The organism is Arenimonas sp. SCN 70-307 (assembly GCF_001724815.1).
GTDB lineage: Bacteria > Pseudomonadota > Gammaproteobacteria > Xanthomonadales > Xanthomonadaceae > Arenimonas.
Window position 1 is genome coordinate 91,411 of sequence record NZ_MEDO01000014.1, and the last position, 21,178, is coordinate 112,588.

At 72.1% G+C, this 21,178-nt stretch carries 21 protein-coding genes; 7 read left to right on the forward strand and 14 right to left on the reverse strand.

Features of this window, described 5'->3' with window-relative positions; genetic code table 11:
- Nucleotides 1-222: 222 nt before the first annotated feature.
- Both ABS41_RS06765 and ABS41_RS06770 read left to right on the forward strand, forming a co-directional pair.
- Complete coding sequence (locus ABS41_RS06765) at nt 223-672, forward strand: YaiI/YqxD family protein (RefSeq protein ID WP_290592205.1); 450 nt, start codon at nt 223-225, stop codon at nt 670-672.
- A 59-nt stretch (nt 673-731) separates the two neighbouring features.
- A complete protein-coding gene (locus tag ABS41_RS06770; RefSeq protein WP_290592206.1) occupies nt 732-953 on the forward strand; it encodes an RNA-binding S4 domain-containing protein in 222 nt (73 codons plus the stop codon).
- Between the two features lie 3 nt (nt 954-956).
- Here the strand turns inward: ABS41_RS06770 and ABS41_RS06775 are convergent, their stop codons facing one another.
- From ABS41_RS06775 to ABS41_RS06805, 7 genes are all read right to left on the reverse strand, one after another.
- On the reverse strand, nt 957-2,639 hold the full coding sequence (locus ABS41_RS06775; protein ID WP_290592207.1) for an AarF/UbiB family protein: 1,683 nt from the start codon (nt 2,637-2,639) through the stop codon (nt 957-959).
- 9 nt (nt 2,640-2,648) lie between these two features.
- Nucleotides 2,649-3,017, reverse strand: a complete 369-nt coding sequence (locus ABS41_RS06780) for a VOC family protein (protein ID WP_290592208.1) — start codon at nt 3,015-3,017, stop codon at nt 2,649-2,651.
- 89 nt (nt 3,018-3,106) lie between these two features.
- Nucleotides 3,107-4,777 carry a urocanate hydratase gene (hutU, locus tag ABS41_RS06785; RefSeq protein ID WP_290592209.1) on the reverse strand — a complete coding sequence of 557 codons (1,671 nt, stop codon included), beginning with the start codon at nt 4,775-4,777 and terminating at the stop codon, nt 3,107-3,109.
- 53 nt (nt 4,778-4,830) lie between these two features.
- A complete protein-coding gene (locus tag ABS41_RS06790) occupies nt 4,831-5,592 on the reverse strand; it encodes a LytTR family DNA-binding domain-containing protein (RefSeq protein WP_290592210.1) in 762 nt (253 codons plus the stop codon).
- Nucleotides 5,589-6,830 (reverse strand): histidine kinase, encoded by a 1,242-nt coding sequence (locus ABS41_RS06795; RefSeq protein WP_290592211.1) that lies wholly within the window; start codon nt 6,828-6,830, stop codon nt 5,589-5,591. The genes ABS41_RS06790 and ABS41_RS06795 overlap by 4 nt, the downstream gene beginning before the upstream one ends.
- A 23-nt stretch (nt 6,831-6,853) precedes the next feature.
- Nucleotides 6,854-8,233 carry a serine hydrolase domain-containing protein gene (locus ABS41_RS06800; protein WP_290592213.1) on the reverse strand — a complete coding sequence of 460 codons (1,380 nt, stop codon included), beginning with the start codon at nt 8,231-8,233 and terminating at the stop codon, nt 6,854-6,856.
- Nucleotides 8,234-8,344: 111 nt separating this feature from the next.
- Complete coding sequence (locus ABS41_RS06805; RefSeq protein ID WP_290592215.1) at nt 8,345-9,580, reverse strand: formimidoylglutamate deiminase; 1,236 nt, start codon at nt 9,578-9,580, stop codon at nt 8,345-8,347.
- 76 nt (nt 9,581-9,656) lie between these two features.
- On the opposite strand from ABS41_RS06805, the gene ABS41_RS06810 reads away from it, so the two are divergent.
- Both ABS41_RS06810 and hutI read left to right on the forward strand, forming a co-directional pair.
- Complete coding sequence (locus ABS41_RS06810) at nt 9,657-10,817, forward strand: CoA transferase (RefSeq protein ID WP_290592217.1); 1,161 nt, start codon at nt 9,657-9,659, stop codon at nt 10,815-10,817.
- Nucleotides 10,814-12,049 (forward strand): imidazolonepropionase, encoded by a 1,236-nt coding sequence (gene hutI, locus ABS41_RS06815; RefSeq protein WP_290592219.1) that lies wholly within the window; start codon nt 10,814-10,816, stop codon nt 12,047-12,049. The genes ABS41_RS06810 and hutI overlap by 4 nt, the downstream gene beginning before the upstream one ends.
- Nucleotides 12,050-12,116: 67 nt before the next feature.
- Here hutI and ABS41_RS06820 read toward each other — a convergent pair whose 3' ends face one another.
- On the reverse strand, nt 12,117-12,287 hold the full coding sequence (locus tag ABS41_RS06820; RefSeq protein ID WP_290592221.1) for a 30S ribosomal protein THX: 171 nt from the start codon (nt 12,285-12,287) through the stop codon (nt 12,117-12,119).
- Nucleotides 12,288-12,365: 78 nt separating this feature from the next.
- Nucleotides 12,366-12,773 (reverse strand): MerC domain-containing protein, encoded by a 408-nt coding sequence (locus tag ABS41_RS06825; RefSeq protein ID WP_290592223.1) that lies wholly within the window; start codon nt 12,771-12,773, stop codon nt 12,366-12,368.
- Nucleotides 12,774-12,880: 107 nt separating this feature from the next.
- Here ABS41_RS06825 and ABS41_RS06830 point away from each other — a divergent pair, with 107 nt between their 5' ends.
- Nucleotides 12,881-14,968: a TonB-dependent receptor gene (locus tag ABS41_RS06830; protein ID WP_290592225.1), complete on the forward strand. Its 2,088-nt coding sequence runs from the start codon at nt 12,881-12,883 to the stop codon at nt 14,966-14,968.
- A 24-nt stretch (nt 14,969-14,992) separates the two neighbouring features.
- On the opposite strand, the gene ABS41_RS06835 is transcribed toward ABS41_RS06830, so the two are convergent.
- From ABS41_RS06835 to gltX, 3 genes are read right to left on the reverse strand one after another with little or no spacing between them, the layout of a single operon-like run.
- Nucleotides 14,993-16,261, reverse strand: a complete 1,269-nt coding sequence (locus ABS41_RS06835) for a succinylglutamate desuccinylase/aspartoacylase family protein (protein ID WP_290592227.1) — start codon at nt 16,259-16,261, stop codon at nt 14,993-14,995.
- Nucleotides 16,237-16,731: a transcriptional repressor gene (locus ABS41_RS06840; RefSeq protein WP_290592229.1), complete on the reverse strand. Its 495-nt coding sequence runs from the start codon at nt 16,729-16,731 to the stop codon at nt 16,237-16,239. The genes ABS41_RS06835 and ABS41_RS06840 overlap by 25 nt, the downstream gene beginning before the upstream one ends.
- 31 nt (nt 16,732-16,762) lie before the next feature.
- On the reverse strand, nt 16,763-18,160 hold the full coding sequence (gltX, locus tag ABS41_RS06845; protein ID WP_290592231.1) for a glutamate--tRNA ligase: 1,398 nt from the start codon (nt 18,158-18,160) through the stop codon (nt 16,763-16,765).
- Nucleotides 18,161-18,287: 127 nt separating this feature from the next.
- On the opposite strand from gltX, the gene ABS41_RS06850 reads away from it, so the two are divergent.
- Both ABS41_RS06850 and ABS41_RS06855 read left to right on the forward strand, forming a co-directional pair.
- Nucleotides 18,288-18,923: a peptidylprolyl isomerase gene (locus ABS41_RS06850; protein WP_290592233.1), complete on the forward strand. Its 636-nt coding sequence runs from the start codon at nt 18,288-18,290 to the stop codon at nt 18,921-18,923.
- On the forward strand, nt 18,920-19,645 hold the full coding sequence (locus tag ABS41_RS06855; protein ID WP_290592235.1) for a UDP-2,3-diacylglucosamine diphosphatase: 726 nt from the start codon (nt 18,920-18,922) through the stop codon (nt 19,643-19,645). The genes ABS41_RS06850 and ABS41_RS06855 overlap by 4 nt, the downstream gene beginning before the upstream one ends.
- A 10-nt stretch (nt 19,646-19,655) precedes the next feature.
- Here the strand turns inward: ABS41_RS06855 and ABS41_RS06860 are convergent, their stop codons facing one another.
- Together ABS41_RS06860 and ABS41_RS06865 are read right to left on the reverse strand one after the other, a co-directional pair.
- The gene (locus tag ABS41_RS06860) at nt 19,656-20,372 is read right to left on the reverse strand and encodes a hypothetical protein (RefSeq protein ID WP_290592237.1); all 717 of its coding nucleotides are present in this window, start codon (nt 20,370-20,372) and stop codon (nt 19,656-19,658) included.
- 4 nt (nt 20,373-20,376) lie between these two features.
- On the reverse strand, nt 20,377-21,177 hold the full coding sequence (locus ABS41_RS06865) for a ferritin-like domain-containing protein (RefSeq protein ID WP_290593198.1): 801 nt from the start codon (nt 21,175-21,177) through the stop codon (nt 20,377-20,379).
- Nucleotide 21,178 lies beyond the last annotated feature (1 nt).

Below are 21,178 nucleotides of genomic sequence, written 5' to 3' on the forward strand. Positions count from 1 at the left end.
TCGCCGGCCGCCCCGCTTGCCGGCCGCGGCGGCGAATGTTCCCCTGTCCCTGCCCGCCCGCAACCCACCCTCGTCGGGGAGCCCGGGCCACCGGAATTGCAGTCAACCGCCCCCTGGCGTTGACCTCCTTCGGCAGGGTACTCAACTGTTTCGGGACAGTTGGCCCTGCCTTCTTTTTGTCCGCGGCGCGTAAACTGCAGGCCCTCCACGCAGCGGCCGCGCATGACGATCTGGGTTGACGCCGACGCCTGTCCGAACCTCATCAAGGACATCCTCTTCCGCGCCGCCGGGCGCGCGAAGGTGGCGGTGGTGCTGGTGGCCAACAGCTGGATCCGCACCCCGCCCTCGCCCTTCATCCGCTCGATGCAGGTGGCCGGCGGACCGGACGTGGCCGACGACGCCATCGCCGAACGCTGCACCGCCGGCGACCTGGTGGTGACCGCCGACATCCCCCTGGCCGCGCGTGCGCTCGACCAGGGCGCGCTGGCCCTCAACCCGCGCGGCGAGCTCTACACCGCCGACTCGATCGCCCAGCGCCTGTCGATGCGCAACTTCATGGACGAACTGCGCGGCGCCGGCGTCAACACCGGCGGCCCGCCAGCCCTGCACCCACGCGACGTACAAGCCTTCGCCAACGCCCTCGACCGCTGGCTAACCCACCACCCCAAATGAACCAGGTTGATTTTAGGTAGGAAAAAGATGACCAAGACTGATCAGATGGCTGACCTAAAATGAACCTGGTTGAATTTGTTTTGGATCGGGAGTTTGTGGCGCTCAATGACTTGTTGCGCCTGGCCGGGCTGTGCGACAGCGGCGGCATGGGCAAGGCCATCGTCGCCAGCGGCGAGGTGACGGTGGACGGCGAGGTCGAACTGCGCAAGACCGCCAAGATCCGCGCCGGCCAGGTGGTGCGCTGGGGCGACGCCGAAATCAGGGTGCGCGGCGCGGACTGAGCCTCAGCGGCCGCCGCCGCTGCGCCAGATCGTCCACACCAGCCACACGCCGCCCACGGCGGCGCCGAGGAAACCCAGCAGGCCGAACACCGGCAGGCCCAGCAAGGTCGGGCCGCCCTCGACCGTCATCACGATCGACGAACCGATGATCAGCGCCGCCACCACGATGCCCACGGTAAGGCGATTGGCCGAATGCGCCACCTGGTCGCCGAAGGCCTGGAGGCGTTCGACGTCGAGGTTGACGTTCATCCGGCCCTGCCGCAGCGCACGCAGCGCCTGGCGCAGCTGGCCGGGCAGCGAGGAGAGCAGCTCCAGCGTATCGCCGGCGGCGCGCCGCCCGCGGCGGGCGATCGCGCGCGGCGAATAGCGCGCCAGCATGGCGCGGCGCAGGTAGGGCGCCGCTTCCGAGGCCATGTCGAAGTCCGGGTCCAGGCGCCGGCCCACGCCCTCGAGCGTCACCAGCACCTTCACCATCATCGCCAGGTCGGCCGGCAGCACCACCGCGTGCTCGCGCAGCATCGCGGCGATCTCGGTGAGCATGTTGCCCAGGCGCAGCTCGCCCAGCGGCACGCCGTGGTAGTGGTCGATGAAGGCGTCCACTTCGGTTTGCAGCGCCGCTTCGTCCACGCGCTCCTCGCCGGCCCAGTCGAGCATCACCTCGGCCACCTGGCCGGCGTCGCGGCGCACCAGGCCATCGAACAGGTCGAGCACCTGGTGCCGGCGCGCCTCCGACAGGCGCCCGACCATGCCGAAGTCGAGCAGCGCCAGCCGGTCGCCCTCGAGCCGGATGACGTTGCCGGGGTGCGGGTCGGCGTGGAAGAAGCCGTCCTCGAACAGCATCTTCATGCCGGCGCGCGCACCGATGCGGGCCAGCCGGTGCAGGTCGGCGCCGGCGGCGCGCAGCGCGGCCTCGTCGCCCAGCGGGATGCCGTCGATGAACTGCTGCACGTTCATGCGCTCGCAGGTGTGCGGCCAGTGCACCCGCGGCACCACCACGGCCGGCTCGTCGGCCAGGTTGGCGGCGATGCGCTCGGCGTGGCGGCACTCGGCGGCCAGGTCGAGCTCGCGCGAGAGCGAGGCCTGCAGCTGGCGCACCAGGGCCTGGGGCTGGTAGCGGCGCAGCTCGGGCGACTCGGCCTCGAGGATGCGCGCCAGCCGCTGCAGCAGGCGCATGTCGGCCTCCACCAGCGGGCGGATGCCGGGGCGGCGCACCTTCACCGCCACCTCGCTGCCGTCCTTCAGGCGCGCGCGGTAGACCTGGGCGATGGAGGCGGCGGCGATGGGCGTTTCGTCGAACGCGGCGAACACCGCATCGACCGGTCCGCCGAGGTCTTCCTCGAGCTGGCCGCGCACCTCGTCGAAGGGCACGGCCGGCACCTGGTTCTGCAGCTTCTCGAACTCGGCGATCCACTCGGGCGCGAACAGGTCCACGCGCGTGGCCAGCAGCTGGCCGAGCTTGACGAAACTCGGACCCATTTCCTCGAAGGCGCGGCGCACGCGCTCGGGCGGCGCCAGCGTGGCCAGCTCGGCCACGTGTTCGGAGCGCACCAGCCGCCCGGCCCGCTCGAGCGCGCCGGAAAGCCCCACGCGCCGCACCAGGTCGCCGAAGCCGTAGCGCATGAACACCGAGGCCACCTCCTGCAGGCGGCCCAGGTCACGCGCGGCGCTGATGGTTTCCCAGAACACCCCGCCACGTTACCCCATGCAGAAGAAATTGAGCTTGTTGCCGTCGGGGTCGCGGAAATAAGCGGCGTAGAAGCCCTTGAAACGCTCGCCCGGCGCACCCTCGTCGCGGCCGCCGAGCGCGAGCGCCCGGGCATGCAGCGCATCGACCTGGGCCGGCGTGCGCACCGCCAGCGCGACCATCGTGCCGTTGCCCGGCGTCGCGGCCTGGCCGTCGAAGGGCCTGATCACGCCGACGCTCGGCGACTGCATGCCGGTTCCCCAGGCGACGAAGCGATCGCCCTCCATGATGCGCCTGGCGCCCAGCTCGCCCAGCAGGGCGTCGTAGAAGGCGCAGGCACGCGCCATGTCGTTGGTGCCGAGGGTGACGTAGCCGATCATTGGCAATCCTCCGTGGTGTGTCCCGGCAGTCTGGCCGGGTACGCCGGCCGGGGCGAGGGGCATCGCCGCCAGGACCGTCCGATCTGGCCTCAGAGCATGGGCAGCTGCAGCCCCTGCTCGCGGGCGCAGGCCTTGGCGATGTCGTAGCCGGCGTCGGCGTGGCGCATCACGCCGGTGCCGGGGTCGTTCCAGAGCACGCGACCGAGGCGCGCGGCGGCGGCCTCGGTGCCGTCGGCGACGATGACCACGCCGCTGTGCTGGCTGTAGCCCATGCCGACGCCGCCGCCGTGGTGCAGCGACACCCAGGTGGCGCCGCCGGCGACGTTGAGCATGGCGTTGAGCAGCGGCCAGTCGGAGACGGCGTCGGAACCGTCGAGCATGGCTTCCGTTTCGCGATTGGGGCTGGCGACCGAGCCGGAGTCGAGGTGGTCGCGGCCGATCACGATCGGCGCGCTCACTTCGCCGCTCTTCACCATTTCATTGAAGGCCAGCGCGAGGCGGTGGCGATCACCCAGGCCCACCCAGCAGATGCGCGCCGGCAGGCCCTGGAAGCTGATGCGCTCGCGCGCCATGTCCAGCCAGCGGTGCAGGTGCGGGTTGTCGGGAATCAGTTCCTTGACCTTGGCGTCGGTCTTGTAGATGTCCTCGGGGTCGCCGCTCAGCGCCACCCAGCGGAAGGGGCCGATGCCGCGGCAGAACAGCGGCCGCACGTAGGCCGGCACGAAGCCCGGGAAGTCGAAGGCGTCCTCGCAGCCCACGTCGAAGGCCATCTGGCGGATGTTGTTGCCGTAGTCGAAGGTGGGCACGCCCATGTCCTCGAAGTTGAGCATCGCCTCGACGTGGATGCGCATCGAATGCTTGGCGGCGCTGATGACCCGCGCGGGGTTGTTCTTCTGCTCGCTGAACCACTCCTCCAGCGACCAGCCGGCCGGCAGGTAGCCGTGCAGCGGGTCGTGGGCGCTGGTCTGGTCGGTGACGGCGTCGGGGCGCACGCCGCGGCGCACGAGCTCGGGCAGGATTTCGGCGGCATTGCCCAGCAGTGCGATCGAGATGGCCTTGCCTTCGGCGGTGTACTTCTCGATGCGCGCGAGCGCGTCGTCGAGGTCCCTGGCCTGTTCGTCCACGTACCGGGTGCGCAGGCGCATGTCGATGCGCGACTGCTGGCATTCGATGTTGAGCGAGCAGGCGCCGGCCAGCGAGGCCGCCAGCGGCTGCGCGCCGCCCATGCCGCCCAGGCCGGCGGTGAGGATCCAGCGGCCGGTGAGGTCGCCGCCGTAGTGCTGGCGGCCCATCTCGACGAAGGTTTCGTAGGTGCCCTGCACGATGCCCTGCGAACCGATGTAGATCCAGCTGCCGGCCGTCATCTGGCCGTACATCATCAGGCCCTTGGCATCGAGCTCGTTGAAGTGCTCCCAGCTGGCCCAGTGCGGCACCAGGTTGGAGTTGGCGATCAGCACGCGCGGCGCGTCGGGATGCGTGGGGAACACGCCCACCGGCTTGCCCGACTGCACCAGCAGGGTCTGGTCGTCGCGCAGCGTGCGCAGGGTCTCGAGGATCTTGTCGTAGCTGGGCCAGTCGCGCGCGGCGCGGCCGATGCCGCCATAGACCACCAGCTCGGCCGGGTTCTCGGCCACCTCGGGGTCGAGGTTGTTCTGGATCATCCGGTACGCGGCTTCGGTGAGCCAGGAGCGGCAGCTGAGCTGGTTGCCGCGCGGGGCGGCGATCTTGCGGGACGGGTCGTTGCGGCGGCTGGCGGTCATCGGAGGCTCCCTGGGGATTTGCCCAGTATAAATCGCCCCCCACGGCGAGGCGCCTACATGCCGCGGAAACGATGCAGGAAGGCCGAACTCACCGGCAGCGTCTCGGCGCGGCCGCGCAGGCTCAGGCGCGCCTTGCCCAGCTCGTCCTTGCGCACGCGGTCGATGGCCGACACCCGCACCACCACGCCGCGGTGCACCTGCCAGAACTCCTCGGGGTCGAGCCCGGCCAGCAGCTCCTTGAGCGGCGTGCGGATCACCGCCTCGTCTTCGCCGGCCACCACCCGCACGTATTTGTCCTGCGCCTGGAAGTACAGCACTTCGTCGATGCCGAGCATGCGCACGTTGTCGCCGATGCTGGCGCTGATCCAGCGGATGCGGCGCTCGCCCTCGGGGCGCAGGCGTGCCTCGAGCTGCTCGAGCCGGGCCTGCAGGTCGTCGCCGCGGGGCGCGGCCAGCCGCTCGCGCAGGCGCTCGATGGCGGTGGCCAGGCGCGCCGGCGCCACCGGCTTGAGCAGGTAGTCGACTGCACCGGCCTCGAAGGCGCGGATGGCGTAGTCGTCGTAGGCGGTGGTGAACACCACCTGGCCGCCCGCGGCCACCACCGCCCGCGCCACGTCCAGGCCCGAGACGCCCGGCATGCGGATGTCGAGGAAGGCCACGCGCGGCCGGTGCACGGCCACGGCCTCGAGCGCGGCGATGCCGTCCTCGCAGGCGGCCACGACCTCGAGGTCGGGCCAGGCCTCGGCGAGCATGTCGAGCAGGGCGGCGCGCTGCGGCGCCTCGTCTTCGGCGACGATGGCGGTGACCTGGCTCATGCACCCTCCCCGGCCGCGTCCAGCGGCACGATGATTTCGGCCACCGCGCCGCGGCCGCCGGCGAGGTTGCGCAGGCTGAAGCTGGCGGCGCCGCCGTAGCGCGTGGCCAGCTGCTCGCGCACGTTGGCCAGGCCCATGCCGCTGCCCAGGCCCGGCTGCAGGCCGGCGCCGTCGTCCACCACGCTCAGCACCAGGCGCTCGCCGCGCAGGCTGGCGCGCACCTCCACGCGGCCCGGGCCGGGCTGCGGCTCGATGCCATGCTTGATGGCGTTTTCGACCAGGGTGATCAGCAGCAGCGGCGGGAACGGCCGCTCGCGCAGCGCCGGCTCGGCCTCGACCGCATAAGCCAGCCGCCCGCCCATGCGCAGGCGCATCAGCTCGAGGTAACTGGCGCAGATGTCGAGCTGCTGGCCGAGCGTGGAATAAAGCAGCGCCTCGCCGTCGCGCAGCTTGGGGATGGTGGCGCGAAGGTGCGCCACCAGGGCGTCGAGCGTGGCCTCGGCCTGGGCCGGGTCCTGGCGCACCAGCGCGCGCACCGAGGCCAGGGTGTTGAACAGGAAATGCGGCTCCACCTGGGCCTGCAGCAGGCCCAGGCGCAGGTCGGCCTGCTGCTTCTGCGTGCGCAGGGCGCGCAGCTCGCGGGTGCGCTGCGCCGACTGCCAGCGCTGGTGCTCGCGGAAGTAGGCGCGCAGCGCCAGGCCGCCACCGAGCAGGCCGTAGATGCCCGCGAGCACGACGATGTTGATGGCCATGGCCAGGGGTTTGACCGAACGCGCCACCTCGGGCTCGCGATCGGTCACCACGCCGGCCTCGACCAGCGCCGGCCGCACGGTGCGGTCAATCTCGCCCGAAGCCCAGCGGTCGATGGCGAAGCTCGCGCCCATGCCCAGCAGCACCGCCAGCACCACCACGCGCGCTTCGCGCCGGCGCGGCCAGCGCCGGTGCCGGACCGCCGTCGCCAGCGCCGGCCCGCCCATGGCCATCAGGAAGAAGGCTCCCCCCTGCAGCGCCGTGACCCGTGCGCCGCGCAGCCAGTCGTCGGTGAGCGCGGCGATGCCGAAACCCGAGAGCAGCGCGAAACACAGCACCGCGATGCCGAACACCAGCGCACGCCCGGCCAGCCAGCGGCGGCTGAATACCGGATAGCGTTGGTAGCGGTTCCAGGGCGCGTCGCCGCCCACCAGCACTTCGGCGGGCAGCGGTTGGCGCAGTGAATAGGTCGTGCCTGGCTCGCTCATGGTCGCCGCAGGATAACGAGGGCTCAGGGGGTCGCGCCACGCGCGGGCAGGCGCCTGGCCGGCACGACGCCGCCGCCCTGGATCCACACGAAGCCGAGGCTGCCGTCGGGCTGGGGCGTCGGGCGCAGCACGGCGTCGAATGCCCGCGGGTAGAAGTCCCCCGCGCTGTCGTAGCCCATCGCGAAGGCGGGCTGGCCCTCGGCCTGGATCTCGAGCGCATCGCCCTTGCGGCGCACCGCCATCTTCATCGCGCCCTGCAGCTGGTAGTCGCCGGCGAGCGCGTCGAGCAGTTCCGCCGGCGCCTTCTGCTCGCGTCGCGGCGCGCCCAGCGGCACCGTCGGGTCGAGCAGGTGCAGGCCCAGGCTGCCCAGGCCACCCAGCGAATGCAGCGCGGTGTCCGAGAGCACCACCACGCCGCGGCCGCCTTCGCGGTCGAAGGCGACCATCGAGGAGAAACCGCCCGTGCCGCCTTCGTGGACATGCACCGCGCGGCCGTTGAGCGGCGCGAGGAACCAGCCCATGCCCATCCTTGGCTGGCCGCCGGTCCAGGCCGGCTGCTGGGTGAGGTCGAGCGCCGGCTGCAGCGCCTGCGGCGCCTCGCCGAGCTGGGCCTGCACGTACGCGACCATGTCGTCGAGCGTGGCGCGCACGCCACCGACGCCGCCGGTGTCGTCGCGGAAGGTCCAGGCCGGCACGGCGCTGCGGTTGGGCGCATGGCCCCGTGCCGCCTGCACGCCCTGCGGGCGCTGGTCGAGGTACGCGCCGTCCATGCCCAGCGGCGTGAACAGGCCTGCGTCGAGCCGCGCTTCCAGCGGCTGGCCGCTGCGCCGCGCCAGGGCCTCGGAAAGCAGCATCACGGCGAAGTTCGAGTATTCGAAAGCGCTGCCGGGGGGGCGCGAAAGCGTCACCCGGCCGAGCGCGGCGTGCAGGTCGGCGGCGCGCATGCCGGCGTAGGGGTCGGTCGGATTGGTGATGGCCACGCCCGGCGGCAGGGCCGGCAGGCCGCTGGTGTGGGTGACCAGGTGCCGCAGCCGGATCGGTTCGCCTTCGAAGGCGGGCACGGTCGTGCCCTCGGGCAGCCAGCTGGCCAGCGTGTCGTCGAGCGAGGCGCGGCCGGCCTGGATTTCCTGCGCGAGCAGGACCGCGACCATCGTCTTGCTGACCGAACCGATCTCGAAGGCGGTGGACGGACCGATCCGCGGCGCGGCGTCGGGGTCGGCGCAGCCGTAGGCGCGCGCCACGCCACCGGCCTCGATCACCGCGACGGCGAAACAGGCACCGGTGCGGTCGCCGTGCAGGCGCTCGCCGAGCTTGCGGCCGAGCTCGGCATCGTCCACCGCGGCCGCCGGGGCCGACAGCATCATGGCGAGCGAGAGGCTGGCAAGGGATGGGACCAGGGACATGGCGGGCACCTCCGGGTTGGGCAGGTTGGCAGCCTGGCCCGGCCCGGGGCGCCCTGCCGGCGTTTGCGACGAAACCGCGTCCGCGGGGGACGAAGCGGCCCCAGCGGGGTCTCAGCCGGCCAGCAGGCGCCGCATCGCCAGGCCGAAACGCGCGGCGATGGCGTCGGAGCCGGCGTGGCGGCCTTCGCGCACGCGGGCCACGCCCGCCACGTGCACTTCGCGCACCAGCGGGCGGTTGCCGGCGAAGACGAAGCGGTCGAGCAGGTCGTCGGCGGTCGCGCCCGCGAGCGCGGGCGCGTCGCCGTCGAGCACGATGCGATCCCCGGCCGAAGCCGGCTGGCCGCAGGCACGCAGGCCGCCGGCGTGCGCCTGCTGGAACAGCAGCGCGCCGGTGCTGGGCCGGGCCGGCGACACCGCCACGTTGCGACGGTGCGTGCGCAGGCGCTGGCCGTACTCGAGCCAGCGCAGCTCTTCGACCACCGACACCGACACGTGCGAGTCGCTGCCCACGCCCCAGTGCCCGCCCGCGGCGAGGTAATCGGCCAGCGGGAAGAAACCGTCGCCGAGGTTGGCCTCGGTGGTCGGGCAGATGGCCACGGTGGCGCCGCTGGCGGCGATGCCGCGCACTTCGCCCTCGTCGAGGTGGGTGGCGTGCACCAGGGTCCAGCGCGCATCCACGCCGGCGTTGTCGAGCAGCCAGCGCACCGGCCGCGAACCACGCAGGGCCACGCACTCCTCCACTTCGGGCAGCTGTTCGGCGACATGGATGTGGATGGGCATCGGCTCGCCGGCGATGGCCACCAGCAGCGCCTGCATCGCGTCCGGGGGCACGGCGCGCAGGCTGTGCAGGGCCACGCCCACGTCCAGCGTGTCGTCGCGCAGCGCACGCAGCGACTGCAGCAGGGCCAGGTAGTCGTCGGGCGCATGGCCGAAGCGGCGCTGGCGCTCCGACAGCGCGCGGCCGTCGAAGCCGCCGCTCATGTAGAGCACCGGCAGCAAGGTGAGCCGGATGCCGGTGTCGCGCGCGGCGGCGATGAGCGCCTTCGACATCGCCGCCGGGTCGGCATAGGGCCGGCCATCGGGCTGGTGGTGCAGGTAGTGGAACTCGCAGACGGTGGTGTAACCGGCCTCGAGCATCTCGGCGTAGAGCTGGCAGGCCACCGCGTGCAGGGTGTCGGGGTCGAAGCGGCCGGCGAAGCGGTACATCAGCTCGCGCCAGGTCCAGAAGCTGTCGTTCGGGTCGCCCTGGCGTTCGGCCAGGCCGGCCATGGCGCGCTGGAAGGCGTGTGAATGCAGGTTGGCCAGCCCGGGCAGCCACCAGTGGCCGTCGGCGGACTGGCGGGGCATGGCGGGCTGGGCAGCGGCTGCAGGCGACATCGCGGCAGTTTCGCATGGCGCCCGAGCCGCCGCATACAATGCCGGCATGGGCGCCCTTTCCGGCTACACGGTCCTCGAACTCTCGCGCGTGCTCGCCGGGCCGTGGTGCGGCATGACCTTGGCCGACCTGGGCGCCGACGTCATCAAGCTCGAGTCCTTCGACGGCGACGACACCCGCGGCCTGGGCCCGCCCTTCCTCGACGGCATGTCGGCCTACTTCGCCTGCTGCAACCGCAACAAGCGCTCGCTGGCCATCGACCTGCGCAACCCGGCCTCGCGCCCGCTGCTCGAGGCGCTGGTGCGCGGCGCCGACGTACTGGTGGAGAACTTCCGAACGGGCGGCGCCGAAGCGCTGGGCGTAGGCTACGAGGCCATGGCGGCCATCAACCCGCGCCTCGTGTACTGCTCGATCTCGGGCTACGGCCGCAGCGGCCCGGAAGCCGCGCGCCCGGGCTACGACTACGTGGTGCAGGCCGAGGCCGGGCTGATGTCGATCACCGGCCCGGCCGATGGCGAACCCTCGAAGGTGGGCGTGGCCGTGGCCGACCTGGCCACCGGCCAGAACGCCGCCACCGCCATCCTGGCCGCGCTGCTGCAGCGCGGGCGGGATGGCCGCGGCCAGCGCATCGACGTCTCGCTGTTCGACACCCAGCTGGCGATGCTGGCCAACGTGGCCGGCAATGCCTTGTTCACCGGCGTCGACGCGCCGCGCTACGGCAACACCCACCCGAGCATCGTGCCCTACCAGGCCTTCCGCGCCAGCGACCGCACGTTCGTGCTGGCCGTGGCCAGCGAGAAGCTCTGGCGCCAGCTGTGCCACGCGCTGGGCCGCGAGGACTGGCTGGCCGACGCGCGCTACGCCAGCAACGCGGCGCGCGTGGCCAACCGCGGGCCGCTGTGCGAGGCGCTGGCGGCGGTGTTCGCCGGCCAGCCGGCCGCGCACTGGCTCGCGCTGTTCGACCACGCCGGCATCCCGGCTGCGCCGATAAACACCGTCACCCAGGCGCTGGACCACGAAGTGGCCAGGGCGCGGGGAATGCGGGTGGAAATCGGCGGCATCCCGATGGTGGGCAGCCCGATCAAGCTCTCGGCCTCGCCGCCACGGCTCGAGCGTCCACCGCCGAAGCTGGGCGAGCACGGCGAAGAAATCACCCGCGCGCTCGGCTTCGATGCCGCCGCGCTGCGTGCCGCGGGGGCCATCCGGTGATCGGGCGGCTCGCCCCTCCCTGGGACCGGCTGCTGCTCGACGCGCGTCTGGCCACGCTGCGCGACGACCTCGGCGCCTACGGCGTGGTCGAGGACGGCGCGCTCGCCTGGAAGGACGGGCTGATCGCCTACGCCGGTCCCGCCGCCGGGTTGCCCGGCGAGCCGGCCGCGCTGGCGGCGCGGGTCGAATCGGCCGCCGGCCGCTGGATCACGCCGGGCCTGGTGGATTGCCACACGCACCTGGTGTTCGGCGGCGACCGCGCGCGCGAGTTCGAGCGCCGGCTGCAGGGCGCCACCTACGAACAGATCGCCCGCGAAGGCGGCGGCATCGCCTCGAGCGTGCGCGCCACCCGCGCCCTCGACGAAGACGCGCTGCTGGCGGCCTCGCTGCCGCGCGCCCGCGCCCTGCTGGCCGACGGCGTGACGACCATCGAGATCAAGTCCGGCTACGGCCTGGACTTCGAATCCGAGCAGCGGATGCTGCGCGTGGCGCGGCGCATCGGCGACGCGCTGGGCGTCACCGTGCGCACCACGTACCTGGCCGCGCACGCCCTGCCGCCGGAATTCGCGGGCCGCGCCGACGACTACATCGAAGCCGCCTGCGCCTGGCTGCCGAAACTGCACGAACAGGGCCTGGTGGATGCCGTGGATGCCTTTTGCGAGGGCATCGGCTTCACGCCGGAACAAACGCGCCGCATGTTCGAAGCCGCGCGTGAGCTCGGCCTGCCGGTGAAACTTCACGCCGACCAGCTCAGCGACCTCGGCGGCGCCGCGCTGGTGGCGGGCTTCGGCGGTCTCTCGGCCGACCACATCGAATGGACCGGCGAGGACGCCGTGCGCGCCATGGCCGCGGCCGGCACCGTGGCGGTGCTGCTGCCGGGCGCCTTCCACGTGCTGCGCGAAACGAAGCTGCCGCCGATCGAAGCGCTGCGCGAACGCGCGGTGCCGATGGCCGTGGCCACCGACCTCAACCCGGGCACCTCGCCGCTGCAGTCGCTGCGGCTGGCGATGTCGCTGGCCTGCACGCACTTCCGGCTCACGCCCGAGGAAGCCCTGCGCGGCGCAACCCACCATGCCGCGCTCGCCCTGGGCCTGCACGATCGCGGTCGGCTCGTGCCCGGCCAGCGCGCCGACTTCGTGCAGTGGCAGGTCGGCCACCCGGCGGAACTGGCTTATTGGCTCGGCGGCGACCTCGTGCACGCCATCCACGTCGCCGGCCGCCGCCTCAAATGAAAATGGGGCCAGAGCGCATGGGCGTTTGCAACGCCCAGGTGCTCTGACCCCATTGGGTAACGCGGTATTACTTGGCGGCGGCCTTCTTGGTGGCCTTCTTGGCCGGCGCCTTGGCGACCGGGGCCTTGACGGCCGGAGCCTTCGCAGCGGTCACCTTGGTGGCCGACTGGGGACGGGCATTGCCGTAGCTGGCGGCGTAACGCTTGCCCTTGGTGGTCTTCTTGTCGCCCCTACCCATGATGTTTCCTTGAAAGTGTGTGTCGCGGGGCGCGTAGCCTACCATCGCGCCCCCGCCGCACCAAGCCGCCCGGATGTTTCAGTGGCTGTGGCCGTAGGACAGGCGCAGGTTGACGATGTGGGCGATGCCGATCAGCACGCCGCCCACGGCCATGGCCGCCGCGTGCGGCAGGCCCGAGGTATGCAGCGGCGAGTACAGCAGCGCCGTCCAGACCAGGGCCAGGCCCGGCGCCACCAGCAGCCAGGCGTGGTAGGCGCGGTGGCCGCGGTAGCCCATCCACAGGCTCAGCACCGCCAGCACGGTGGCCAGGCTGGTGAAAGCCCACTCCAGGCCGTGCCAGGCCACCAGGCCGAGGCCCAGCGCCGGCACCAGGGCGAGCGCCACCGGCACCAGCGCGCAGTGCAGCGCGCAAATGAAGGCGCCCCAGGCGCCCATCCGGTCGGCCCACGCGGGCAGTCGCAGGCGCGGGCGGGGAATGGAGGACATGGCGGGGGCGATCCTGGGGGCGGGGCTTGCGGGCATGGGCGAATGGTATAACATTCCGTAATGCAACAGTATAACATTCCCTCAACCATCACCCGAACCGAAAACCCATGACCCCAGCACTCCGCCCCGCCCCGCTCGCCCTGGCCGTCCTGTTCGCCCTCGCCTCCCCGGCCTGGGCCCAATCCGGGTCGGAAGAAAAGAAGACGACCCCGCACACCCTGGAAGCCATCGAAGTGACGGCCTCGCCGCTGCGCCAGAGCATCGACGACCTGGCCCGCCCGGTGGACGTACTGGCCGGCGAGGAGCTCGACGACCGCAAGGCCGGCAACCTCGGTGAAACCCTCGATCGCCTGCCCGGCGTGCAAAACGCCAGCTTCGGCGCCGGCGTCGGCCGCCCGGTCATCCGCGGCCTCGAGGGCGCGCGCGTGCAGGTGCTGGCCAACGGCAACAGCGCGCTCGACGTGTCCACGGTCAGCGCCGACCACGCCATCGGCATCGAGCCTTTCCTGGCCGACCAGGTCGAAGTGCTCAAGGGCCCGGCCACCCTGCTCTACGGCAGCGGCGCCATCGGCGGCGCGGTGAACGTGGTCGACGGCCGCGTGCCCACCGCGCAGGTGGGGCGCACCTTCTCCGGCCGCGCCGAGATCCGCCACGGCAGCGTCGACGACTCGGGCACCGGCATGGCCCGCGTCGACATGGACGCCGGCCCGCTGACCTTCCACGTCGACGTCTTCCGCCGCAGCGCCAGCGACTACCGCATCCCCGGCTACGCTTTCTCCGACGCGAAGATCGCCGAGGAAATCGAGGAAGGCGAGGACCCCGACCACTTCGCCCGCGGCCGCCTGCCCAACAGCGAGCTCACCACCCAGGGCGGCGCCGTGGGCGGCAGCTGGTTCGGCCAGCGCGCCTGGTTCGGTTTCGGCGCCAGCACCTACCGCAGCGACTACGGCATCCCGCCGGGTGCGCACGCGCACGGCGAGGAGGAAGACGAGCACGAGGACGAGGACCACGACCACGAGCACGAGGAGGAAGTGGTGCGCCTCGACCTGCGCCAGGACCGCTTCGAGGCCCGCGGTGGCGTGCGCGATCTGGGCGTGCTCGAGGAAATCAACTGGCGCGTGGTGCGCAGCCTCTACGAGCACACCGAGCTCGAGGGCGACGAGATCGGCACCCGCTTCCAGAACGACGGCCTCGAGGCCCGCTTCGAAGCCGTGCAGCGCGAGCGCAACGGCTGGCGCGGCGCCTTCGGCCTGCAGTTCTCCGAGCGCGACTTCTCGGCCATCGGCGACGAGGCCTTCGTGCCGCCGTCGCTGAGCCGCGACATCGGCCTGTTCGCGCTCCAGGAGAAGGACTTCGGCCAGTACAAGCTCGAGTTCGGCGCCCGCCACGATCGCGTGCGCGTGACGCCCGAAGCCGAGGCCGACGCCGTCAGCCGTTCGGCCAGCAGCCTCGCCGCCGGCGGCCTGTGGCGCTTCAGCGATGCCGTGCACCTGAGCCTGAACCTCAACCGCGCCGAGCGCGTGCCCACCGCCGAGGAACTGTTCTCCGACGGCCCGCACATCGCCACCGGCAGCTTCGAGATCGGCGACGCCGGCCTCGACAACGAGGTCGCGCTGGGCGCCGAGCTCGGCCTGCACCTGCACCAGGGCCGCTTCGAGGGCAGCGTGTCGGTGTTCCGGACGCAGTTCGACGACTTCATCTACCTCGCCGACACCGACGAGGAGGAAGACGACCTGCCCGTGCGCCTGTGGACCCAGGGCGACGCCGTGTTCACCGGCTGGGAAGCCGAGCTGGGCGTGGAGCTGGCCGACAACGCCAGCGGCCGCTGGCAGCTGCGCCTGTTCGCCGACGGCGTGGACGGCAAGCTCGACGCCGGTGGCCGCCTGCCGCGCATCGCCCCGGGCCGCGTCGGCAGCGACCTGGTCTGGCAGCAGGGTCCGTGGCGCGCGCGCCTGGGCGCCGTGCGCGTGGCCACCCAGAACGACGTGGCCGAGGGTGAAAGCGCCACCGAGGGCTACACCCTCGTGGACGCCGGCGTGGCCTATCAGTGGAACGTGGGCAATGCCGGCTGGGAGGTCTTCGTCGAAGGCCGCAACCTCGGCGACCGCGAGGCGCGCCAGCACACCTCCTACCTGAAGGACTACGCCCCGCTGCCGGGCCGCAACCTGATGAGCGGCGTGCGCATCAGCTTCTGACGGAGCGCGGCCGCCGCGCGGGGATTATTCGTAATCCTCGCCGGCGGCCGGGTCGGGCGCCTCCGGGCGCTCGCCCGGATCCGGATCCTCTTCGACCACCGGGCGGGCCTCGCCCGCATCCTGCACCGCGCGCTGTTCGCTGGTCTGGATACCCAGGTGGTAGGCGGCATAACCCGGCAGCACCACCTGGTTCTGCGACATGCCGATGACGCGGCCCGCGACGGGCGCAAGCAGGTAGCGCTCGACGTTCGCCACCGGGTCGATCACCCGGCCCAGGCGCTGGCCGGCCTGCACGTGCTGGCCGAGCGTGACTTCGCTGATCAGCAGGCCGCCGGAATTGGCGCGCACCCAGCGCGAGTCGAGGAAGATCGGCGCCGGCTCGGGTCGCTTGGCGATCACTTCGGGGTCGAGCCCCTCTTCGGCACTGGCCGCGCCGGGATCCTCGCGCATGCCCGTATGCACCATCAGCCGCTCGATGGCGGCGACGGCCTGGGCGATCTCGGCGGTTTCCAGCCGGCCCGGCGAGCCGGCCTCGAAGGTGACCGAAGGAATGCCGACCGCGGTGGCCGCGACGCGCAGCATGCCCTTGTTGCCCGGGCTGTGCAGCACGACGGTGTTGCCGAAGTGGCGGCTGAATTCCAGCACTTCCGGGCGCGTGAGGTCGGCGCGCACCTGCGGCAGGTTGCTGCGCTCGAAGGAGCCGGTGTGGAAGTCCACCAGCATGTCGCAGTGGCTGACCACGTCCTGGAAGAAGGCGTTGGCGATGCGCGAGGCGATCGAGCCCTGGCGCGTGCCCGGGAAGAAGCGGTTGAGGTCGCGGCGGTCGGGCAGGTAGCGCGAGCCGCGCGAATAGCCGTGCACGTTGACGATGGGCACGCCGATCACGGTGCCCGACAGGCGGGTGGGATCGAGCGAGTGCGACAGCTGGCGCACGATCTCGATGCCGTTGATCTCGTCGCCGTGCACGCCGGCCACCAGGCACAGCACCGGGCCGGCCAGCGCGCCGCGCGTGACCACCACCGGGCTGGGGATCTCGGCCGTGCTGATGCCGCCGGGCGGGCGCCACTCGAGCTGCATGCGCGTGCCGGGCACGACCAGGCGGTCGAGGATGGCCAGCGGCGTGACCAGCTGCGCCTGCGGTGCGAGGAAATCGTCCGGCAGCGCCAGGCCGGCCGGTGGCGCGGGCGCGTCGCCGCCGGGCGGCTCGATCGGGAAGTCCTGGGCGGCCAGCGGGCCGGCGGCCAGGGCCGCCGCCAGCGCCAGCGGCCTCAGGTGGAGGCGCAGGCTTTGCACAGGCCGTGCACCTCCAGCGTCTGGGCCCGCGGCGTGAAGCCCAGGGCCCGCGCCTGCTCGTCGAGCAGGCCGGTGATGCGCTCGTCCTCGAGCTCGATCGCGGCCTGGCACTGGTCGCAGATCAGGAAGGGCACGGAGTGGCGCTGGTTCGGGTGGTGGCAGCCGACGAAGGCGTTCACCGAGGCCAGGCGGTGGATGAAGCCCTGCTCGAGCAGGAAGTCGAGCGCACGGTACACCGTGGGCGGCGCGCTCGAGCCGTTGACTTCCTTCATCGCGTCGAGCAGGTCGTAGGCCTTCACGGGCTTGCCGGCGTCGGCGATCAGGCCCAGCACCTGGGCCCGCAGCGGCGTCAGGCGCAGGCCGCGCTCGGCGCAGGCCTCCTCGACCGCGCGCACGTAGTCACCGGCCGAATGCACGTGGTGCGAAGGATCGGTGCAGTCGTGGGCGTGGGCGTGCTGCTTGCGGGGCATGGGCCTAGGTTGGGGCCTTGGCCCCCACAAATCAATTGAGTTTGGCGATGGCGGCATCGATGCGCGCCAGCGCCTCGTCCTTGCCTGCCAGGAACACCGTGTGGTCGATCGACGGGCTCACCTGGGTGCCGGTGATGGCCACGCGCAGCGGCTGGGCGATCTTGCCCAGGCCCAGGCCCAGGGCCTCGGCGGTGGCCTGCAGGGCACCGTGCACCGACTCGGCGCTCCACTCGTCCAGCGCGGCCAGGCGGGCGCGCACCTCGGCGAGCGGCGCGCGCGCGGCGGCGACCAGGTGCTTGGCCACGGCCGCGTCGTCGTACGCCGTCAGCGGCTGGTACCAGACCGCGGCGCGTTCGGCCATTTCCTTCAGCGTCTGCACGCGGTCGCGCAGGGCGACGACCACGTCGGCCGGATTCGGGCCCTTGGACAGGTCGTAGCCGGCGGCCAGGAGCTGGGGTTCGAAGTGTTTCGCCACCTCGGCCGGGTCGTCGGTCTTGAGGTAGTGCTGGTTGAGCCAGCCGAGCTTGGCCGGGTCCAGGCGCGAGGCCTTCTGGTTCACGTCCTCGATGGCGAACAGCGACTTGAGCTCGTCGCGGCTGAAGATCTCCTGGTCGCCGTGCGACCAGCCCAGGCGCGCGAGGTAGTTCACCAGCGCATGCGGCAGGTAGCCCTCTTCCTTGTACGACATCACGTTGGCCGCGCCCGAGCGCTTGGACAGCTTGGCGCCCTCGGGGTCGAGGATCATCGGCATGTGCGCGAAGTGCGGCACCGGCGCGCCGAGCGCCTTGTAGATGTTGATCTGGCGCGGGGTGTTGTTGACGTGGTCGTCGCCGCGGATGACGTCGGTGATGCCCATGTCCAGGTCGTCGACCACGACGGCGAAGTTGTAGGTCGGATAACCGTCGGAGCGGAAGATGACGAGGTCGTCGAGCTCGTCGTTGCTCCACTCGATGCGGCCCTTGATCTTGTCCTCGAACACCACGCTGCCGCCGATGGGGTTCTTGAAGCGGATGACGCGATTCGGGTCGTCGCGGTACGGCTCGTTGCGGTCGCGGTAGTGGCCGTTGTAGCGCGGCTTGAGGTTGGCGGCCATGGCGGCCTCGCGCATGGCCTCGAGCTCTTCCTTGGTCTCGTAGGCGTAGTAGGCGGTGCCGGCGGCGACCATCTGCTCGGCCACCTCGCGGTAGCGGTCCAGGCGCGCGGTCTGGAAGATCGGGCCCTCGTCGTACTCCAGGCCCAGCCAGTCCATGGCCTCGAGGATGGCGTCGATGGCGGCCTGGGTGCTGCGCTCGCGGTCGGTGTCCTCCACGCGCAGGATGAACTGGCCGCCCCGGCGCCGCGCCTCGAGGTAGCAGTACAGCGCCGTGCGGGCGCCGCCGATGTGCAGGAAGCCGGTCGGGCTGGGGGCAAAACGGGTGCGGCAGGTCATCGGGCCAGGCTCAGGTTCGGTAAGCCGCGCATTTTACGCCAAACCCCCGCGGGCGGCCCTCTTCGGCGGTGGCCCGTCGCCAGGACCGATCCCGGCACCTGAAGCAACCCTGCGATAAACTGCCGCGATGGACTTTCGCCTCTTCCTCGCCCTGGCCCTGCTGCTTCCGTTTTCCGCGGGCGCGACACCGCCTGCCGCGGTCGTGCCGGAGGCGGAGGCGGAGGCCGTGGAGGTGGCGCCGCCGCCGCGGGTGCGGCTGGTGACGACGATGGGCGAGATCGTGCTCGAGCTCGATGCGGTCGCCGCGCCGCGCACGGTGGAGAACTTCCTGGCCTATGCGCGCGAGGGCCACTACAACGGCACCGTGTTCCATCGCGTCGTGCCCGGCCTGCTGGTGCAGGGCGGCGGCTTCACGCCCGACCTGCAGCCCCGGCCCAGCCGCGCCCCCATCCCCAACGAGGCCGGCAACGGTCTGTCCAACCGCCGCGGCGCCATCGCCGCCGCGCGCGACCGCGGCGTCAGCGAATCGGCCACCACCCAGTTCTTCATCAACCTCGGCGACAACCCCAACTTCGACCCCCGCCCCGGCGACAGCCCCTACACCGCCGGCTACGCCGTGTTCGGTCGCGTGGTGCTGGGCATGGACGTGCTCGACCGCATCGCCGCCACGCCCACCGGGGCGCAGGGCCCGTTCACCGGCTGGGTGCCGACCACGCCGGTGCTGATCGAGCGCGTGGACCTGCTCGACCCCGCCGCGCCATGAGCCAGCTGGTGGTTTCCGATCTGCACCTGGACGCCGCGCGCCCGGCGACCACCGCCGCCTTCCTCGCGCTGCTCGCCGGCGAAGCGCGCGACTGCGATGGCCTGTACATCCTCGGCGACCTGTTCGAGGCCTGGGTCGGCGACGACGACCCCGGCGAGCCGGGCGCCAGCGTCTGCGCGGCGCTCAAGGCGCTGTCGGCGTCCGGCGTGCCGGTGTTCCTGATGCGCGGCAACCGCGACTTCCTTTATGGCCAGCGCATGGCCGAACGCTGCGGCGCCACCCTGCTGCCCGACCCCTGCGTGCTGGACCTGCAGGGCGTGCCCACGCTGCTGATGCACGGCGACCTGCTGTGCACGGACGACGCCGCCTACCAGGCTTTCCGCCGCCAGGTGCGCAGCCCGGAATGGCAGGCCGGTTTCCTGGCCCAGCCGCTGGCCGCGCGCCAGGCCTTCGCCGCGCAGGCGCGCGCCGCCAGCCGCGAGCACCAGCAGGGCCTGTCGGAAACCATCACCGACGTGAATCCCGCCGCGGTCGCCGCGACGATGTCGCTGCACGGCGTCGGCCGCCTCATCCACGGCCACACGCACCGCCCGGCGATCCACTCGCTGGAGGTCGCCGGCCGGCCCGCGCAGCGCGTCGTGCTGGGCGACTGGTACGACCAGGGCAGCGTGCTGCGCGTGGATGCCGACGGGCTGGTGCTGACGACCCTGCCCGTCGCCTGAGCGGCTGCGCTCAGTCCTCGCGGTACAGCGCCGGCCGGAATCCGGCCACTTCGAACTCGAACACCGGCACCAGCGCGCCCGAGCGCGGCAGTTCGATGCGCACTCTGCGGGCCTGCTGCATCGCTTCGCGGAAGGCCGCCTCGTCCTGGATGAACAGCGCCGGGCCGGTGCCGGTGTCGGCCGGCTCGCCGGCGAAGGCGCGCGCCGGCGCGTCGTCGAAGCGGATGGAGAGCGTGCACGGCGGGCCGCAGCGCAGTTCGCCCATTTCCAGCACCAGGTAGGCGCTCACGCCCCAGGCCGGATGCCGGCGCAGCACGAGGCGGGCGTCGGGCGTCGGCGCCGGCATGCCTTCCTCCAGGAACTCGTCGTCCACGCGGCTGTAGAGCGCGGCGGTGTGCTGGGTGCCGCCGTCGACGGCGACCGACTGGTAGTCCCACAGCGCGATCAGGCGGCGTTGCTCGCGCATGGCCTCGGCCTGCCCGCGCACGTCGCCTATCGTCCTGCGCATCGTGGCCGCGGCCTCGGTGCGGCCGTGGCGGTCGGCCAGTGCGTCGGCGTGCATCTCGGCGATCTCGAAGTCGCCGGTTTCGCGGGCCGTTTCGTACTGCGCCAGCAGCGCCGCGCCGGCCACCTCGTCCTTCGCCGGGTCCACCGGTTCGGGCTGGCAGGCGGCAAGCGTCAGCAGCAGCGGCATCAGGGCGAGTCGGCGGACCAGGGCGTGGCGCATCGGGCTACTCCAGCGATTCGAGTTGGGCGATTTCATTCTCGTCGAAACCGGCGGCCAGGCGCGCCGGCCGGTTGAAGGGGCCGCGCACGCCGCCGCGCACGGTCTCGCGCACCAGACGGATGAACTCGCGACCAGGCGCGAGGCCTTCGCGCTCGCAGTGCCAGTGGTACCAGCGGCTGCCGGCGGCGACGTGGGCCACTTCCTCGCGCAGGATGAGTTCGAGGATCTGCGCCGAGGCCTCGTCGCCATTGCCGCGCAGGCGCGCGATCATGCCCGGCGTCACGTCCAGGCCACGGGCCTCGAGCACGCGCGGCACCAGGGCCATGCGGCGCAGGCCGGAATCGGCGGTCTTGACTGCCATCTCCCACAGGCCGTTGTGCGCGTCGAAGTCGCCGTAGGCAAAACCCAGTTCAGCCAGCCGCACCGAGAGCAACTCGAAATGCCGCGCCTCGTCGTCGGCCACGCCGACCCAGTCGGCGTAGTAGGCATCGGGCATGGCCCGGAAGCGATACACCGCGTCCCAGGCCAGGTTGATGGCATTGAACTCGATGTGGGCGATCGCGTGCAGGAAGGCCGCCCGCCCCTCGACGCTGCCCAGGCCGCGCTGCGGCACGTCGCGCGGCATCACCAGCCGCGGCTTCTCGGGCCTGCCCGGATCGCCGATCGATGCCGGCGCGGGCGCCTCCTCGCGCGGCGCCAACTCACCGCGCCTGAACGCCGCCGCCGCCTCGCGCGTCAGCCGCACTTTCTCGGCGGGCTCGCGGGCAGCGATGCAGCGCGCGGCGGCGTCGTGCAGATCGGCGATG